Genomic DNA, 16,150 nt, shown 5'->3' on the forward strand with positions numbered 1-16,150 from the left:
ATGACCATGAAGCACCTCATGCGCGAGATCGTCGATGCCGTCGACGGCGCGGGCCGCGAGTTCAAGAAGGGGTTCGGGAGCGCGTTCCGCAAGCGTGGCGGCAAGCACCGCGCGGACGCCGATCGCATCCGGGGCACGGACCGGCGCAACAGCACCGACGCCGGACGCCACCGGCGCGACGCACCGGTCGCGACCCACGCCAAGAAGTACGACATGCTCACCGACGTCAGTCGCGGACTCGATCAGCTCGGCCGCACCGGGCGACACGCCGCGCCGGACTACGACATCTCGCGCGATCTCGGGACCTCGATCGGCCAGGCCGTGCGCGAGACCCCGCGCGAGGTGCTCGACGACGTCCTCGGCGCCCCGAAGAAGATCCCCGGGCAGGTCGTCGAGGAGCTGTACGAGGACGCCATCGGTCAGGACGACCCCGACGCGTACGGGCAGACGAGCAGCGGCGACATGGAGTTCCTCGCTCCCGCCGGCGAGGCATCGGAGCTGCGCGGACTGGACCGGGCCGCCGTGGAGGAGCGCTTCGATCTCGCGCCCGGCGCACTGGACGGCGCGACATGGGAGGTCCGCCCCGTCCCCGGCACGAACTTCGTCACCATCGACATCTCCCGCCCCGAAGACTGACCCGACGGCACCGCCGACCCGACGCGAGCGGCATCCACCCCGGTCGAATGACCGCGGTTCGCGTCGGGTCGCGGCCACGGCGGGGCGACGGTCAGGTGCGCAGCGCGTCGGGCGTGACGCCCAGCAGCGCGGCGAGCGCGCGGCGGGTGAGGTCGGCGCGCGACGGGTCGGCGCGCCAGCGGACGAGTCCCTGCGCACCCAGGCCGTCGATGATCGCGAGCAGGTGCCAGGCGATCGCGTCGGCGTCGACGGCGCCGAACTCGCCGCGCTCGCGGCCACGGTCGATCTCCGCAGCGAGCGCGCGCTGCCACGCGTCCATCTCGGCGCGCACCCGCACCGCGAGCTCCTCGTTGCGGGTGCCCAAGGCCCACCCCTGCACCCAGACGAGCGTGACGGCGCTCGGCTCCTCACCGAAGACCGTGTCGAGCAGGATGCCGAGGCGCGTCGTCGCGGCATCCGTCACCCGCATCGCGGCCACGACGGCGGCGAGCTCCTCGGCGACGACGGCGCCGAACGCCTCGGCCACGAGCGCGTCCATGCCGTCGGCATGGTGCGCGACGAGCCCGGGCGCGACGCCGACGCGGGCGGCGACGGCGCGCAGGGTGACCGCATCGAGGCCCTCGGCGAGCGCGATCTCGCGGGCCGCCGCCGCGATCTCGTCGCGACGTTCGGCCGGGGTCTTCCGCATCCGGCGGACGGTTGACGCCTGTGACATCGACTCGGTAGCCTCCCCTTGTTGATCAAACGATCAATAAGCTACCGGACACCCGAGGGAGATGCCATGGCCTGGCGGATGCCGAGCGAGACCGCGCCGCACGAGCGGACATGGATGGCCTTCCCCCGCGAGGGCGTGACCCTCGGTGAGACCGCCGCCGAGCGCGAGGAGGGCTACGCGACGTGGGCGGCGGTCGCCGCCGCCGTCGCCCGGTTCGAGCCGGTCACGATGGTCGTGGACCCGAGCGAGACGGGCCGCGCCCGCCGCATGCTGCCCGCTGAGGTCACGCTCCTCGAGGCGCCCGTCGATGAGTACTGGATGCGGGACCACGGCCCGACCTTCGTCGTCGACGACGAGCGCCCCGGCGCCCTCGGCGCCGTGGACTGGATCTTCAACGGCTGGGGCGCCCCCGAATGGGCGCAATGGCAGGATTCGGCCGCGCACGCCCGGATCATCGCCGCGGAGGTGGGCGCCGAGCTCGTCTCCTCGGTGCTCGTGAACGAGGGCGGCGGCATCCACGTCGACGGCGAGGGCACGGTGCTGCTCACCGGGACCGTGCAGCTCGACCCGCGTCGCAACCCGTTCGCCGACCGTGCCCGGGTCGAGGCCGAGATGGCCCGCACCCTCGGCACGACACGCGCCGTCTGGCTGAGCCGGGGGCTGACCCGCGACTACGACGACTTCGGCACCAACGGGCACGTCGACATCGTCGCGACGATCCCCTCGCCCGGCCGCATCCTGCTCCACGACCAGCGCGACGCGTCGCACCCCGACCACGCTGTCACCGCGCAACTGCGCGCAGAACTCGAGGAGCAGACGGATGCCGCCGGCCGCCGCTTCGAGATCGTCGCCCTCCCCGCCCCCGAGACCCTGACCGACGCACACGGCCCCGTGGACTGGAGCTACGTCAACCACCTCGTCGTGAACGGCGGCGTCATCGCCTGCGGGTTCGGCGAGGAGCAGGCCGATGCGCAGGCCCGGGCGATCCTCGCGGAGGCCTACCCGGGGCGCGAGGTCGTCACGGTCGACGCCCGTCCGCTGTTCGATCGCGGCGGAGGCATCCACTGCATCACCCAGCAGCAGCCGAAGGTGACCCGATGATCGACGTCGTCGAGGCGACGATCGCCCAGCTGCGGGCGGCGCTGGAGTCGGGCGAGACGACCGCAGTCGACCTCGTCGACGCCTACCTCGCCCGCATCGACGCGTACGACGGGCCCGACACCGGGACCGCGCTGAACGCCGTCGTGGTGCGGAACCCCGACGCGCGCGCCGAGGCCGCGGCAGCCGATGCCCGTCGCGCCCGCGGCGAGACCCTCGGGCCGCTCGACGGCATCCCGTACACGGCGAAGGACAGCTACCTCGTGCGGGGGCTGACCGCCGCGGCCGGCTCCCCCGCGTTCGCGGAGCTCGTCGCGCAGCGCGACGCGTTCACGATCGAGCGCTTGCGCGCCGGCGGGGCGATCTGCCTCGGCCTCACGAACATGCCGCCGATGGCCAACGGAGGGATGCAGCGCGGCGTCTACGGCCGCGCCGAGAGCCCGTACAACGCCGACTGGCTGACCGCGCCGTTCGCCAGCGGCTCGTCGAACGGGTCGGGCACGGCCACCGCCGCGAGCTTCGCCGCGTTCGGCCTCGGCGAGGAGACCTGGTCGTCGGGCCGCGGGCCGGCGTCGAACAACGCGCTCTGCGCCTACACGCCCTCCCGCGGCGTCATCTCGGTGCGCGGCAACTGGCCGCTCGTCCCGACGATGGACATCGTCGTCCCGCACACCCGCACGATGGCGGACCTCCTCGAGGTGCTCGACGTCATCGTCGCCGACGACACCGAGACGCGCGGGGACTTCTGGCGCGTGCAGCCGTGGGTCGGGCTCCCCGCCGCGTCGACCGTGCGGCCCGCGTCGTACCCGGCGCTCGCGGAGGGCGCGTCGCTCGCGGGGGCGCGGATCGGCATCCCACGCATGTACGTGAACGCCGATCCGGATGCGGGGACCGGCACCGGCATCGGCGGTCCGACCGGCGAACGCATCGAGACCCGTGGGTCGATCCTGGAGCTGTGGCGCGCTGCGCGCACCGAGCTCGAGGCTGCCGGCGCGACCGTCGTCGAGGTCGACTTCCCCGTCGTGAGCAACTACGAGGGCGACCGCGCCGGCGCATCGACGATCCGCGATCGCCTGCCCGAGGGGTACCCGCACCGCGAGATCGTCGACCTGTCGGCGTGGGCGTGGGAGGACTTCCTCGCCGCCAACGGCGACCCCGCCCTCTCCACCCTGGCGGACGTCGACGGCGCGACGATCTTCCCCCACCCGCCGGGCGCCCTCACCGACCGCTACACCGGGTTCGACGACGACATCGCCGAATACCCCGACTGGGTGCGCGCCCACCCGGGCGCGGGCCTCGACGACATGCCCGAACTGGCCGACGGCCTCCGCGCCCTCGAAGACGTCCGCCGCACCGATCTCGAGGAGTGGCTGGATGCCGCCGGCCTGGACGCAGTCGTGTTCCCTGCCGTCGCCGACGTCGGCGCCGCCGACATGGACGTGAACCCGGCCTCGGCCGACCTCGGCTGGCGCAACGGCGTGTGGATCGCCAACGGCAACCTCGCGATCCGGCACCTCGGCATCCCGACCGTCACCGTCCCGATGGGCACCATGACCGACACCCGGATGCCGGTGGGCCTCACCATCGCCGGCCGCGCCTACGACGATTCCGCCCTGCTGCGCCTCGGCGTAGCCTTCGAACGTCTGGGCACCCGCCGGACCGCCCCCCCGCGCACACCCGCGCTCCCCCGCAGCACCTCGGAGAACCGATGACCCAGCCCGCCCGCATGCACGACGTGACCGACGAGACCCGTCAGATCGTCGACCTCGTCCTCGACTACTCGCGGCAGCGGCTGCTGACCGACGACAACCCGCTCGACAAGCCGCTGCCGCCCGCCGAGCTCGCTCGCCTCGCGGGCGTGACGATCAGCGAGCAAGGCATCGGCGCACGCAAGGCGCTCGGCGTGTTCGAGCACGTGCTCGCCCCCGCCTGCATCACGACCGACGACCCGCGGTACCTGTCCTTCATCCCCAGCGCGCCGTCGAAGGCCGCCGCCGCGTTCGATCTCGTCGTCTCGGCGAGCGCGCTCTACGGCGGATCCTGGCTCGAAGGCGCGGGCGCAGTCCACGCCGAGAACGAGGTGCTCCGCTGGCTGGCGAACGAGTTCGGCCTGCCCGCGACCGCGGGCGGCGTGTTCGTGCAGGGCGGGACGCTCGGCAACCTGTCGGCGCTCGTCGCCGCGCGTGAGACCGCCCGGGAGCGCGGCATCCGTCCCGACCGTTGGCGCGTGGTGTGCTCGGCGGAGGCGCACTCGTCGATCGCGTCCGCCGCGCGCGTCATGGACGTCGAGGTCGTCCCGGTCGCGCCGGACGCCGGCGGCGTGCTGCACGGCGACGGCGTGCGTACCGCGCTCGAGGAGCACGGCGACAGCGTGTTCGCCGTGGTCGCGACGGCCGGGTCGACGAACTTCGGGATCGTCGACGACATCGCCTCGGTCGCGGACGTCGCACGGGAGTACGGCGTGTGGCTGCACGTCGACGGCGCGTACGGGCTCGCGGCGGCGCTCTCGCCGGAGGCGCGGCACCACTTCGCGGGTCTCGAGCACGCCGACTCGCTCATCGTCGACCCGCACAAGTGGCTGTTCGCCCCGTTCGACGCGTGCGCGCTGCTCTACCGCGACCCGGAGCTCGGCCGCCGTGCGCACACGCAGCACGCCGAATACCTCGACACCCTCACGGAGACGAGCGACTGGAGCCCGTCGGACTTCGCCGCGCACCTCACGCGCCGGGCCCGTGGTCTGCCGCTGTGGTTCTCGCTCGCGACCTACGGCGCGGAGGTCTACCGCGAAGCGATCACGTCGTCGATCACGCTCGCCGAGCGCATCGCCGCCGAGATCGAGTCCCGCGACGAGTTCGAGCTCGTGCGGCGTCCCCAGCTGAGCGTCGTCGTGTTCGAGCGCCGCGGCTGGACGAAGGACGACTACACCGCCTGGTCGAACCGCCTGCTCGACGACCAGCACGCCTTCGTCACGCCGTCGAGCCACGCGGGGCGCACGAACGCCCGCTTCGCGATCCTGAATCCGCGCACGCGGTTCGAGGACCTCGTCGGCATCCTGAACACGATGCGCTGACGTGATGCGCTGACGCCCGGCATCCGCCCCACCCGCAACGACGCACCGGAGGAACCCATGGCACCGTCCGAGAACGACCTGCAGCAGAAGGCCCGCGATCACCTGTGGCTGCACTTCGCGCGGCAGTCGACGATGACCGAGGGGTCGGGGGTCCCGATCATCGTCAAGGGTGAGGGCCACCACATCTGGGACGCGAGCGGCAAGCAGTACATCGACGGCCTGTCGGGGCTGTTCGTCGTCGCCGCCGGGCACGGCCGCGCGCGACTCGCGCAGGCCGCGGCGCGGCAGGCGGAGGAGCTGGCGTTCTTCCCGATCTGGTCGTACGCGCACCCGCCCGCGATCGAGCTCGCCGAGCGCCTCGCCCATCTCGCCCCCGGCGACCTCAATCGCGTCTTCTTCTCGACCGGCGGCGGTGAGGCCGTCGAGACGGCGTTCAAGCTCGCCAAGCAGTACTGGCGACTGCAGGGCAAGCCCACCAAGCACAAAGTGATCTCGCGCTTCGTGGCGTACCACGGCACGCCGCAGGGCGCGCTCGCCATCACGGGCCTTCCGGCCATGAAGTCGATGTTCGAGCCCGTGACCCCGGGTGGGTTCCGCGTGCCGAACACGAACTGGTACCGCGCCGCCGAGCAGGGCTTCACCGGCACGACGCCTGAGGAGTACGGCCGGTGGGCGGCGGATCGCATCGAGGAGGCGATCCTGTTCGAGGGCGCCGACACGGTGGCGGCGGTCTTCCTCGAGCCGGTGCAGAACTCGGGTGGATGCTTCCCGCCGCCGCCCGGCTACTTCCAGCGCGTCCGCGAGATCTGCGACCGCCACGACGTGCTGCTCGTCTCGGATGAGGTGATCTGCGCGTTCGGGCGCCTCGGCGAGTGGTTCGGCGCCGACCGGTACGGCTCCCAGCCCGACATGATCACCTTCGCGAAGGCGGTCACGAGCGGGTACTCGCCGCTGGGCGGCACGATCATCAGCGACCGCATCCACGAGCCCTTCGCGCACGGGACGACGTCGTTCCCGCACGGGTACACGTTCGGCGGGCACCCGGTGTCGGCCGCGGTCGCCCTCGAGAACCTCGACATCTTCGAGGAGGAAGGTCTGCTGCAGAACGTACGCGAGAACTCGCCCGCCTTCCGCGCGTCGCTCGAGCGTCTGCTCGACCTGCCGATCGTCGGCGACGTGCGCGGCGACGGCTACTTCTTCGGGATCGAACTCGTGAAGGACAAGGCGACGAAGACGACGTTCGACGCCGACGAGTCCGAGCGGCTGCTGCGCGGCTTTCTCTCGAGGGCCCTCTTCGACGCGGGGCTCTACTGCCGTGCCGACGACCGCGGCGACCCCGTCATCCAGCTCGCTCCGCCGCTCACGATCGGACCGGCGGAGTTCGACGAGATCGAGGGGATCCTCCGACGCGTGCTGACCGAGGCATCCGCCCGACTGTGACGCCGACCCGGCTCACGCGATGACGTTGCGTCGCGTGAGCTCGGGTTCGCGCGGCGGCACGAGCCAGTTGACGGCCGCGATCCCCAGCGGCAGCGCGACGGCGAGCGCCCCGAGCAGCCACCACGGGATGTCGGCGAGGTCCATCGGCTCCCAGGACGTCTGCGACTGCAGCCAGAAGCCGATCGGTGGAAGGATGCCGGCGGCCGCCCCCGCGAACGTGCCGAAGCCCGCGATCACGAGCCCCTGCCACAGGCCGATGCGACGCCGGAGTCCCGGGGTGCCGCCCACGGCGGCGAGGGTCGCGTCGTCGGGCCGACGCTCGAACCGCGCGAGCCCGAGCGCGACGGCGCTCGCGCCGAGCACGAGGACGGCGACGGCCGCGAGCAGCGGAACGAGCCAGGCAGCGGGGCTCGGCGGGCCGGTCTCCACGGAAACGTAGACCGAGTGGTCGTCGGTCGTCAGGCTGTCCCCCAGCGCGTACGCCCGATCCCAGTTCCGATAGGGGGAGTCCTCGGGCATCGCCGCGAACAGGGCCGTCGGCTCCAGGTTCAGGCCGAGCTCCTCAGCGGCAGACGGATGCAGCACCACGCTCAGCGGCTGATCCGGCGCGTCGAGCGCGATCGCGGGGAGGGTCGTCCGCCACTGCGGCTCGGCGAACGCGGCATCGTTCGCCGAAGCGAAGATGTTGTCCGGCGCCTTGCCCGTCGCCCACTCCCGCTCGGTCCACGCGGCGACGTCGATGCGTCCATCGGTGATCAGGTCGCTGTCAGTGATCAGCGCAGCTCCCTGCTCGAACGCCCTCTTGTCGACGGCGCTCAGTTCGACCCCCATCACGGTCGGAACGTCCGACGCGTCCATCACGGCGATGTTGTTGGTCGGATCGCCGAAGACTCCCGACCATCCCTGATCGGTGTCGTCCCCGCTGAGCAGGTTTCGCTGGGGAACCATGACGGTCGCCCGCACAGCGTCGCCGGGGATGTCCTCCTCGCCGCTCCAGTACAGCTGGTATTGGCGCTGCACGAGCGCGGTCGCCGTCGCCCCCGCCTGCTCGAAGGCGTCGCGGACGTCCTCGAACACGGCGAGCCGTACGGTCGGATCGAGCTGGTCCCCGTCCATGCTCGACACGTCGGCGGTCACGGTACCGATCGGCGCGGAGTAGTCCCACGTCCGCACCTGCGTCCCGGCCGACATCATCCCGACCCCGACCGCGAACACGCCGACGAACACCGTGGCGCCGATGGCCGCGAACGCCGGCACCGTCCGAGCGCCGTTCGCGACCGCATCTCGCGACGCCATCCGCGCCGCTATGCCGAACCGCGACAGCAGCCGTGAAGCCAGCCAGAGCAGCCACCGACCGGAGATGAGGATGCCCACCTGCGCCAGGACGGGACCCGCGATGATGCCCACAACGGGGAGCCACCGGAAGGGCGAGTCCCAGGGGAGCATCGTGTCCGCAGCGACGGCCGCTGCCGCCACGCCGCAGAGGATCGTGACGACGACGCCGACGAGGATCAGCAGCGATCCCCACAGCGGCCGAGCAGCGTTCACCCGCTGGGGACGACGTGCTCCGCGAAGCGCGCTGATCGTGTCCGATCGCCCGACGGACCGGGCGGGCACGAATGCGGACGCCGTCCCGACGAGCGTCGAGAAGAGCAGGATGCCGATGAGGATGACCCAGGGCACATGGAAGCCCCAGAACTGCATCGCCGAGCCGTTGTCCGTCAGCCGCATCACGACGGCCGCCAATCCGACGCCGGCGGCGAGCCCCACGCCGCCGGCGACGAGACCGAGCACCGTCCCCTGGAGGAGGACGATTCTGCGCACGTCCCGCGTGTCGGCACCCACGCTGGCCGCGATAGCGAGCGCACGCTGCTGTCGCCGCGCACTCACCGCGAAGGCCGCTCCGGCGAGCATCACCACCATGTAGGCGGCCGCGAGGCCACCCGCGCCCAGGCCCGCTGCCAGGGCGAGCAGTCCTTGCTCCTCCGCTGTCGCCGCGGTGTACACCTGAGAACCGTCCGGCCAAGAGAACGCCGGTGGGTCGAGGACCACCTCGCGCGAGTAGACCCCGATGCCCTGCTCGTTCAACGTCCGGATCTCCGTCCACGACAGGGAGGTCTCGGGCAGGTACCAGGTCGCCCCCTCGAAGCGGTCTGCGTCCGGGAAGGCGACAGCGCTCTCGGTATCGGCGAGCTCCGCGGCATCGAAGGTGCCGACGATCCGAAGGACGTCATCCGAGTCGACCAGGCGCAGCTCTCCGCCCACCCGCGCCCCCACACGATCGAGTGTCGCGGTGGTCACCATGACCTCGCCGGCGCCGCTCGGCGCGTTCCCCGAGACCATGTCGAAACGACCCGTGAATCGAGGATCCCCGATGTCGCCCGCCCAGGCCCGGATCGCCGCGATCCCCGCGCTCGTCTGGACGCGCTCGCGTCCCTGCGACACCTCGATCGTCTCGGTCCCCGCGGGCAGCGCGGAGGTGGGGTCCGATAACGGTTCCCCCTCTGCCTCGGAGGTCCACTCCGGCCCCGTCCCGTACCCGTACGAGTACGGCTCGTCCGGCGCCTGCCAGAACCCCGCATCGGGGACGCCGATCGGCTCCACCCAGCCCTGCATCTCTCCGAGTTGCACCGCCACGCGCTCCGCCGGTGTCGCGATCATGCTCGCGACGTATACCGCAACCCCCGCCATCCCCGCGATCGGCAGCGCGATGAGCGTCATGATGAGCAGCGACGACACCCACGCGCGGCGCACCTGGCGCCGAGCGATGCGCACGGCGACGCGCACCCGCGCCGTGCGCGACGGCGCGGGTCGCTCGGCGCGGCGGCGCGCCCCGGCATCCGCTCGGGGCCGGTCCTGCACCGCGGTCATCGCGTGCCCGACAGCAGCGCGTCCGCGCCGTGACGCTGCGACTCGTCGACGATGCGACCGTCGCGGAGGAACACGATGCGGTCCGCCCACGCCGCATGGCGCGGCTCGTGGGTGACGAGGATGCCGGCGGCCCCCTGATCGACGCGATGGCGGATCATCTTCATGACCGCCTCCCCCGTCACGGAGTCCAGCGCTCCGGTCGGCTCGTCGGCGAGGATGAGCCGACGCCCGCCGACCACCGCCCGGGCGATGGCGACGCGCTGCTGCTGCCCGCCCGACAGATCGTCGGGGTAGGCGTCGAGCTTGTCCTCGAGTCCGACGGAGGCGAGCGCATCCCGACCCGCACGGCGCGCCACCCGGGCTCGGAAGCCGTCGAGCTCGAGCGGCAGCGTCACGTTCTCGACCGCCGTGAGGGTCGGGATGAGATTGAAGTCCTGGAACACGAATCCCAGCGAGCGCCGCCGCAGCTGCGCCAGATCGCGACGCGTCGCCGTCGAGAGGTAGGTCCCCTCGACGACGACCTCGCCGCTGGTGGGCTTCTGCAGCCCGCCCGCGATCGACAGGAGCGTGGATTTGCCCGAACCGGACGCTCCCATGATCGCGACGAGCTCGCCCTTGTCGACCGTCAGGTCGACGCCCGACAGTGCCGAGACGCTCGTCTCGCCCTCGCCGTACTGCTGCGTGACCCCCACCAGCTGCAGGACGGCGGCGGTCACCGCACGACCGCCTCGGCGTCGACGCCCTCGGCTTTCGCCGGTCGGCCGCGTTTCGGTGTCTCGGTCGAGAGCTCGAGTCCCATCGTGCGGTGCGGGTGCTGCGCCAGCCGGTGCTCGGTGTGGTCGAGCCACCGCGCCTCGGCCTCGGCCGCGAAGATCATCGAGTCCACGACGAGCGACCAGGCGAGCTCCTCCGGCCCGTCCGGGTTCGCGCCGGCGTACTTCGCGCGATTCAACTCCTGCAGCTGCCGCAGCGAGGCGGATCGCTGCCGCTGGATGACCGCGGCCAGGTCGACCCCCGGCAGCGTCGCAGCGATCGCCAGCTTGATCGCGAGCTCGTCGCGCGTGCCCTGCGCGCGCTCGACCGGCGCGTCGAGCCACGCCTGCACCTCGGCGGAACCGGCATCCGTGATCTGCCAGTAGACGTGGCCCTGCTCGTCGACGTCGCCCTTCTCGACGAGACCGTCGCGCTCGAGACGGTCGAGGGTGTTGTAGATCTGGCCCACGTTGAGGGGCCAGGTCGACCCCGTGCGGCGGTCGAACTCCGCTCGCAGCTGATACCCGTAGCAGGCGCCCTGATCCAGGATCGCCAACAGGCTCTGACGTACCGACACGGAGGTCTCCTCGCTGCATACCGGGTATGTGTTTTCTGAGTATATGCATACCGAGCAACGCCACCGCAAGCGAATCAAGCAATACGCTGGAGGAATGGCCGACGACCGCGCCGAGAACGAGGACCCGCGCGTCAGCGCCGCCCGCTATCGGGCCGAGAAGGCGGCGCGCGAGAACGGCGAGACGCCGCCCGAACCGGAGCGCCACGCGGGGACGCCGACCGGGACCGAGCGCGCGATGTACGTCGAGACCGCCATCCAGCAGGCGATCCGCCGCGGCGACTTCGACGACCTGCCCGGAGCGGGCAAGCCGATCGAAGGACTCGGCGCGTCGCACGACCCCGACTGGTGGATCCGTCGGAAGATCGCCAACGAGCAGCTGACCGGGCTCGGACCGCCCGCGCTGCGACTGCGCATCGAGCACACCGAGTTCGAGCAGCGCGTCGACGCGCTCAGCCGCGAGGACGACGTGCGCGAGTACACCGAGGACTTCTCGCGCCGGGTCGTCGAGGCCCGTCGTCAGCTGCTGGGCGGGCCTCCGGTCGTCACACCGACCCGCGACCCCGACGAAGAGGTCGCTGCCTGGCGGGATCGGCGCGCAGCGCGACTCGCGGCATCCGCCCCCGCGGTCGCCGACGAGCAGCCGCGGCGACGCTGGCGCCGCCGGCGCTGATCGTCAGTCGATCGCGGCCCGCCACTCGGCGAGCAGACGCGCGACGGTACGGGTCTGCGCCCACGGCATCTCGGGCACCTCGGTGCGTCCGTCGCGGAGGGCGCGGATGACGGCGTCGGCCTCGGCGGCCATCGGCTGGACCGTCGGTACCTCGATCTCCTCGCGGGTCCCGTCGGTGAGGATGAGGGTGGCCCCGGCCGTGCTCTCGGTGCGGCTGCCCCAGACGTTGGGGACCTCCAGCGCGGCGGCCCGCCCCACGATCCGAGCCAGGCGCGGAAGGTCGTGCACGATCGCCGTGCGGATGTTCGCCGACGCGCCGCCGAGATCGATGGATGCCGCAGCGCTCTCGTCGACGCCCGTCTCACCGATCGTGCCGGCCGCCGCCTGCACGGTCAGCGCATCGAGGTCGCGCCCCGACCACGCGGCGACGCCGACCACCAGCGAGACGGGGTAGCACCCGGCATCCAGGATCGCGCCGCCCGCCGTCGCGGGATCGAACAGCCGCCCCGTCCGCGTCGCCGCGGTGAAGCCGATCGACGACTCGACGTCGACGATCTCGCCGAGCCGGCCGCTCTCGACCACCTCGCGCATGGCGTCGGCGAAGGGGCCGAACCGGTACTTGAAGGCCTCGACGAGCGGCAGGCCGGCGGCGCGCGCTGCGGCCATCGCGGCATCCGTCTGCATCGGATCGACACCGAGCGGCTTCTCGCACAGCACCGCCTTGCCCGCCTCGAGCGCCCGCTGCACGAGGTCCGTATGCGTCGTGTGCACGGTGCCGATGTAGACGGCGTCGATGTCCTCTCGCTCGAGGACCTCGTCGTAGGTCCCGACCGCCGCCGCGCCGTGAGCGGCGGCGAACTCCTCAGCACGGGACGCGTCGCGCGCGCCGACGGCGTGCAGCCTGCCCAGCTCGGATTCCGGCAGGGCTCGGGCGAAATCGCCGCTGATCGTTCCGGCTCCGAGGATGGCCCACCGCGCGTGTGTCATCCGGCCACGCTACCCGCCGACCTCGTCGGGTCTCCCTGCCGAACTGCGGAGATTTCCGCCGACACGCCGCGCCACGCCGACGAACCGCCGGCGGGTGGCCGATCTCTCCGCCGTTGCGCACGCCGGACGTCGGATGCCGCACGCCGGGCGCCGGGGCGGCACCGCGGCCCGCCCGGAGTCAGGCCTGCAGCGCCTGCTCGACGTCGGCGAGCAGGTCGGCGGCATCCTCGATGCCGACCGACAGGCGCACGACCTCGACCGGCACGGCCGCCTCGGTGCCGCGCACCGAGGCGTGCGTCATCGCGTCGGGGTAGTTCACGAGCGACTCGACGCCGCCGAGCGACTCGGCCAGCGTGAACAGCTGCAGCGACTCGGCGAACCGGCGCGCGGCCTCGCCGGACTCGAGCGCGAGCGAGACGATGCCGCCGAAGCCCGACATCTGCCGCGCGGCGAGCTCGTGGCCGGGGTGCGAGGCGAGGCCCGGGTAGAACACCTTCGCCACGCGGTCGTGACCGTCGAGGAAGGATGCCACGGCCAGGCCGTTCTCGCTGTGACGCTGCATGCGCACCGCGAGCGTCTTGACGCCGCGCGTGGTGAGCCACGCGTCGAGCGGCCCCGAGACGGCGCCGACGGCGAACTGGAGGAAGCCGATCTTCTCGGCGAGCGCGTCGTCGTTCAGCACGAGCGCGCCGCCCACGACGTCCGAGTGTCCACCCAAGTACTTCGTGGTCGAGTGCACGACGACGTCGGCGCCGAACGACAGCGGGCGCTGCAGCGCAGGCGTCGCGAAGGTGTTGTCGACCACGACGAGCGCGCCGGCGGCGTGGCCGATCTCGACGAGGCCGGCGATGTCGGTGATGCGCAGCAGCGGGTTGGAGGGCGTCTCGACCCAGAGGATGCGGGGGGCCCGCTCGGCGACCGCGGCGCGGACGGCGTCGGGGTCGCTCATGTCGACGACGCGCAGCTGCACGCCCCAGTCGCCGAGGACGCGCGAGATGAGCCGGAACGTCCCGCCGTAGACGTCGTTGCCGAGCAGCACCTCGTCGCCCGGTCGGAGGACCGCGCGGAGGAGGGCGTCCTCGGCGGCGAGGCCGGACGCGAACGAGATCGCGTGGGCGCCGCCCTCGATCGCGGCGAGCTGCGTCTGCAGCGCGGTGCGGGTCGGGTTGCCGCTCCGGCCGTACTCGTAGCCGCCGCGCAGCCCCCCGATCCCGTCCTGGGCGAACGTGGTCGAGAAGTGGACGGGAGGGATGACGGCGCCGGTGGCGCTGTCGGGCTCCTGCCCTGCGTGGACGGCGAGGCTGGCGAAGCCTCGGGCCGCGGACTGTGCGCTCATGCGAGGCTCCCGGTGGTCTCGGAGTCGGCGGCGACGGAGAAGCCGTGGTCGGCCATCCACCCGTCGTCGTAGATCTTGCTGAGGTAGCCGCGCCCGTGGTCGGGCAGCAGAACGACGACGACCGCGTCGGCGGGCAGATCGCGCGCGACGCGCAGCGCCGCGACGACCGCCATGCCCGATGAGCCGCCGACGAGGAGCCCCTCCTCCCGGGCGAGGCGACGGGTCATGGCGAAGGACTCGGCATCCCCCACCCGCTCGTAGCCGTCGACCACGGTCGGGTCGAAGGTCGCCGGCATGAAGTCCTCGCCGACGCCCTCGACGAGGTAGCCGTGGATGTCGCCGCCGGAGTAGATCGACCCCTCGGGGTCGGCGCCGATGACGGTCACTTCGCCCGCGGTCGCCTCTTTCAAGAACCGGCCGGTGCCGCTGATGGTGCCGCCCGTGCCGACACCGGCGACGAAGTGCGTGACCCGACCCTCGGTGTCGCGCCAGATCTCGGGACCGGTGGTCTCGTAGTGACCCCGCGGGCCGTTGAGGTTCGCGAACTGGTTGGGCTTGAACGCGCCGGGGATCTCGGCTGCCAGGCGATCCGAGACGCTGTAGTACGAGTCGGGATGCTCCGGCGGGACGCTCGTGGGCGTCATCACGATCTCGGCGCCGTAGGCCTTCAACACCGCGACCTTCTCGCCCGCGAACTTGTCGGGCACGACGAAGATCATCCGGTAGCCGCGCTGCAGCGCGATGAGCGCCAGCCCGACGCCGGTGTTGCCGCTCGTGGGTTCGACGATGGTGCCGCCGGGCCGCAGCAGCCCGTCGCGCTCGGCGGCGTCGATGATGTTCCGCGCGATGCGGTCCTTCGCCGAGCTGCCGGGGTTGAAGTACTCCACCTTCGCGAGGACGGTGGCGGCGATGCCCTCGGTGACGGAGTTCAGACGGACGAGGGGTGTGTTGCCGACGAGGTCGGCGATGGAGCTGGCGTAGCGCACGAGTTCTTCCTGACGGGATGCCGCGCTCGCAGAGGCGCGGAAGCTGTTGGGGTCGCGGGAGTCGCCGGGGAACCGGCGGTCAGCGACGACAACAGCGAAGGGTCAGCACCCCACCAGCGTACCCGACGGCCACTCGGGCGCGCCACGAACCCCGCACCACGAGCACTAGGCGACTGCCGTCGGCGGTTCCGCGACGATCACGAGGCCGCTCGGCGAGTTGGCGGTGAGCATCAGCGCCGAGTACCAGGCCGCATCCACTCTGGGGCGCTCATGGCGGTACTTGTAGACGAGGTTGCTCGCCCTGTTGACCCAGATGGCGACGCGGCCGCTGCCGTCGTTCGCCTCGGTCGGGATGACGAACATGAAGCTCTCGCCCCTGCGGAGCTTCGCCTCGATGACCGCCTCGAGCTGCGAGAGCAGACGGTCGTCGAGTTCGAACGTGTTGATGCGGTGATAGATCAAACGGCCCATGCGGGGTGCCTCCGGCGCAGGAACGGCTCCGTCGACGCGCGGGCCGCGTCAGGCGGAGGAATCGATCGCAACGGGGCGGTTGGGAAATCGACCCTTACAGCGTAAGCCATTCACCCGTGTCGCCGTGTGACGACGCCGCGGGCCGTGGCCGGGGCGCGCTCCTATCGTTTCGGGCATGCCATCCCCGACTGAGCACTTCGACCGCGCCGGCGACCCGGCCTACACCCGCGTCTACAAGGAGCACACGCCCGACGTCCTCAAGACGTGGGCGGAGTTCAACGGTGCCGTCTTCGCGGCGGAGGGCCGCGAGATCCCGCTGAAGTACCGCGAGCTCATCGCCGTCGCCGTCGGCATCACGACCCAGTGCGTGTACTGCATCGACGGTCACACGCAGGCAGCCGTCCGGGCCGGCGCGACCGAGGCCGAGCTGGCTGAGACGGCCTGGGTCGCGACCGCGATCCGCGCCGGCGGCGGTTTCACGCACGGCCGGCTCGCGTTCAAATTCGCCGAGAACCCGCCCCACGCCCACTGACACACCCG

The 16,150-nt window shown here is 72.0% G+C and carries 15 protein-coding genes; 7 read left to right on the plus strand and 8 right to left on the minus strand.

Annotated elements, in window-relative coordinates; genetic code table 11:
- Positions 1-636 carry a hypothetical protein gene (locus tag KZX17_RS01840; protein WP_248171131.1) on the plus strand — a complete coding sequence of 212 codons (636 nt, stop codon included), beginning with the start codon at positions 1-3 and terminating at the stop codon, positions 634-636.
- A 91-nt stretch (positions 637-727) separates the two neighbouring features.
- Here KZX17_RS01840 and KZX17_RS01845 read toward each other — a convergent pair whose 3' ends face one another.
- Positions 728-1,324, minus strand: coding sequence for a TetR/AcrR family transcriptional regulator (locus KZX17_RS01845; RefSeq protein ID WP_248171129.1), 597 nt, complete (start codon positions 1,322-1,324; stop codon positions 728-730).
- A 93-nt stretch (positions 1,325-1,417) separates the two neighbouring features.
- Between KZX17_RS01845 and KZX17_RS01850 the strand changes: the two genes are divergently transcribed.
- From KZX17_RS01850 to KZX17_RS01865, 4 genes are read left to right on the plus strand one after another with little or no spacing between them, the layout of a single operon-like run.
- On the plus strand, positions 1,418-2,452 hold the full coding sequence (locus KZX17_RS01850; protein ID WP_248171128.1) for an agmatine/peptidylarginine deiminase: 1,035 nt from the start codon (positions 1,418-1,420) through the stop codon (positions 2,450-2,452).
- Positions 2,449-4,161: an amidase gene (locus KZX17_RS01855; RefSeq protein ID WP_248171126.1), complete on the plus strand. Its 1,713-nt coding sequence runs from the start codon at positions 2,449-2,451 to the stop codon at positions 4,159-4,161. Before KZX17_RS01850 ends, KZX17_RS01855 begins: the two co-directional genes overlap by 4 nt.
- Positions 4,158-5,519, plus strand: a complete 1,362-nt coding sequence (locus KZX17_RS01860) for an aminotransferase class V-fold PLP-dependent enzyme (RefSeq protein ID WP_248171124.1) — start codon at positions 4,158-4,160, stop codon at positions 5,517-5,519. The genes KZX17_RS01855 and KZX17_RS01860 overlap by 4 nt, the downstream gene beginning before the upstream one ends.
- Positions 5,520-5,576: 57 nt before the next feature.
- On the plus strand, positions 5,577-6,959 hold the full coding sequence (locus KZX17_RS01865) for an aspartate aminotransferase family protein (RefSeq protein WP_248171123.1): 1,383 nt from the start codon (positions 5,577-5,579) through the stop codon (positions 6,957-6,959).
- 12 nt (positions 6,960-6,971) lie between these two features.
- On the opposite strand, the gene KZX17_RS01870 is transcribed toward KZX17_RS01865, so the two are convergent.
- From KZX17_RS01870 to KZX17_RS01880, 3 genes are read right to left on the minus strand one after another with little or no spacing between them, the layout of a single operon-like run.
- Positions 6,972-9,830: an FtsX-like permease family protein gene (locus KZX17_RS01870; RefSeq protein WP_248171122.1), complete on the minus strand. Its 2,859-nt coding sequence runs from the start codon at positions 9,828-9,830 to the stop codon at positions 6,972-6,974.
- Complete coding sequence (locus tag KZX17_RS01875) at positions 9,827-10,546, minus strand: ABC transporter ATP-binding protein (protein WP_248171121.1); 720 nt, start codon at positions 10,544-10,546, stop codon at positions 9,827-9,829. Before KZX17_RS01875 ends, KZX17_RS01870 begins: the two co-directional genes overlap by 4 nt.
- Positions 10,543-11,160, minus strand: coding sequence for a PadR family transcriptional regulator (locus KZX17_RS01880; RefSeq protein ID WP_248171119.1), 618 nt, complete (start codon positions 11,158-11,160; stop codon positions 10,543-10,545). Before KZX17_RS01880 ends, KZX17_RS01875 begins: the two co-directional genes overlap by 4 nt.
- A gap of 94 nt (positions 11,161-11,254) precedes the next feature.
- Between KZX17_RS01880 and KZX17_RS01885 the strand changes: the two genes are divergently transcribed.
- Entirely contained in the window at positions 11,255-11,830 is a 576-nt protein-coding gene (locus KZX17_RS01885; RefSeq protein ID WP_248171118.1) for a DUF1992 domain-containing protein, read from the plus strand.
- A gap of 3 nt (positions 11,831-11,833) precedes the next feature.
- Here KZX17_RS01885 and KZX17_RS01890 read toward each other — a convergent pair whose 3' ends face one another.
- The 4 genes from KZX17_RS01890 to KZX17_RS01905 all read right to left on the minus strand — a co-directional run bounded on the left by KZX17_RS01890 (position 11,834) and on the right by KZX17_RS01905 (position 15,610).
- Complete coding sequence (locus KZX17_RS01890) at positions 11,834-12,817, minus strand: Gfo/Idh/MocA family protein (RefSeq protein WP_248171117.1); 984 nt, start codon at positions 12,815-12,817, stop codon at positions 11,834-11,836.
- A gap of 178 nt (positions 12,818-12,995) precedes the next feature.
- The gene (locus KZX17_RS01895) at positions 12,996-14,153 is read right to left on the minus strand and encodes a cystathionine gamma-synthase (protein ID WP_248171115.1); all 1,158 of its coding nucleotides are present in this window, start codon (positions 14,151-14,153) and stop codon (positions 12,996-12,998) included.
- The gene (locus KZX17_RS01900; RefSeq protein WP_248171113.1) at positions 14,150-15,139 is read right to left on the minus strand and encodes a pyridoxal-phosphate dependent enzyme; all 990 of its coding nucleotides are present in this window, start codon (positions 15,137-15,139) and stop codon (positions 14,150-14,152) included. Before KZX17_RS01900 ends, KZX17_RS01895 begins: the two co-directional genes overlap by 4 nt.
- Before the next feature lie 165 nt (positions 15,140-15,304).
- Positions 15,305-15,610, minus strand: coding sequence for a hypothetical protein (locus KZX17_RS01905; protein WP_248171110.1), 306 nt, complete (start codon positions 15,608-15,610; stop codon positions 15,305-15,307).
- Between the two features lie 175 nt (positions 15,611-15,785).
- Between KZX17_RS01905 and KZX17_RS01910 the strand changes: the two genes are divergently transcribed.
- Positions 15,786-16,142 carry a carboxymuconolactone decarboxylase family protein gene (locus KZX17_RS01910; RefSeq protein ID WP_248171108.1) on the plus strand — a complete coding sequence of 119 codons (357 nt, stop codon included), beginning with the start codon at positions 15,786-15,788 and terminating at the stop codon, positions 16,140-16,142.
- Positions 16,143-16,150: the final 8 nt, after the last annotated feature.

Origin of the sequence: Microbacterium sp. EYE_78 (assembly GCF_023149035.1) — a bacterium.
In the GTDB taxonomy this organism is placed as follows: Bacteria; Actinomycetota; Actinomycetes; order Actinomycetales; family Microbacteriaceae; genus Microbacterium.

Excerpts from the sequence above, each read along its gene's own strand:
- KZX17_RS01865 (WP_248171123.1), top strand. The coding sequence starts at position 5,577 with ATGGCACCGTCCGAGAACGACCTGCAGCAGAAGGCCCGCGATCACCTG.
- KZX17_RS01850 (WP_248171128.1), top strand. The coding sequence starts at position 1,418 with ATGGCCTGGCGGATGCCGAGCGAGACCGCGCCGCACGAGCGGACATGG.
- KZX17_RS01870 (WP_248171122.1), bottom strand. The coding sequence starts at position 9,830 with ATGACCGCGGTGCAGGACCGGCCCCGAGCGGATGCCGGGGCGCGCCGC.
- KZX17_RS01855 (WP_248171126.1), top strand. The coding sequence starts at position 2,449 with ATGATCGACGTCGTCGAGGCGACGATCGCCCAGCTGCGGGCGGCGCTG.
- KZX17_RS01910 (WP_248171108.1), top strand. The coding sequence starts at position 15,786 with ATGCCATCCCCGACTGAGCACTTCGACCGCGCCGGCGACCCGGCCTAC.
- KZX17_RS01860 (WP_248171124.1), top strand. The coding sequence starts at position 4,158 with ATGACCCAGCCCGCCCGCATGCACGACGTGACCGACGAGACCCGTCAG.
- KZX17_RS01885 (WP_248171118.1), top strand. The coding sequence starts at position 11,255 with ATGGCCGACGACCGCGCCGAGAACGAGGACCCGCGCGTCAGCGCCGCC.
- KZX17_RS01845 (WP_248171129.1), bottom strand. The coding sequence starts at position 1,324 with ATGCGGAAGACCCCGGCCGAACGTCGCGACGAGATCGCGGCGGCGGCC.
- KZX17_RS01890 (WP_248171117.1), bottom strand. The coding sequence starts at position 12,817 with ATGACACACGCGCGGTGGGCCATCCTCGGAGCCGGAACGATCAGCGGC.
- KZX17_RS01895 (WP_248171115.1), bottom strand. The coding sequence starts at position 14,153 with ATGAGCGCACAGTCCGCGGCCCGAGGCTTCGCCAGCCTCGCCGTCCAC.
- KZX17_RS01905 (WP_248171110.1), bottom strand. The coding sequence starts at position 15,610 with ATGGGCCGTTTGATCTATCACCGCATCAACACGTTCGAACTCGACGAC.
- KZX17_RS01840 (WP_248171131.1), top strand. The coding sequence starts at position 1 with ATGACCATGAAGCACCTCATGCGCGAGATCGTCGATGCCGTCGACGGC.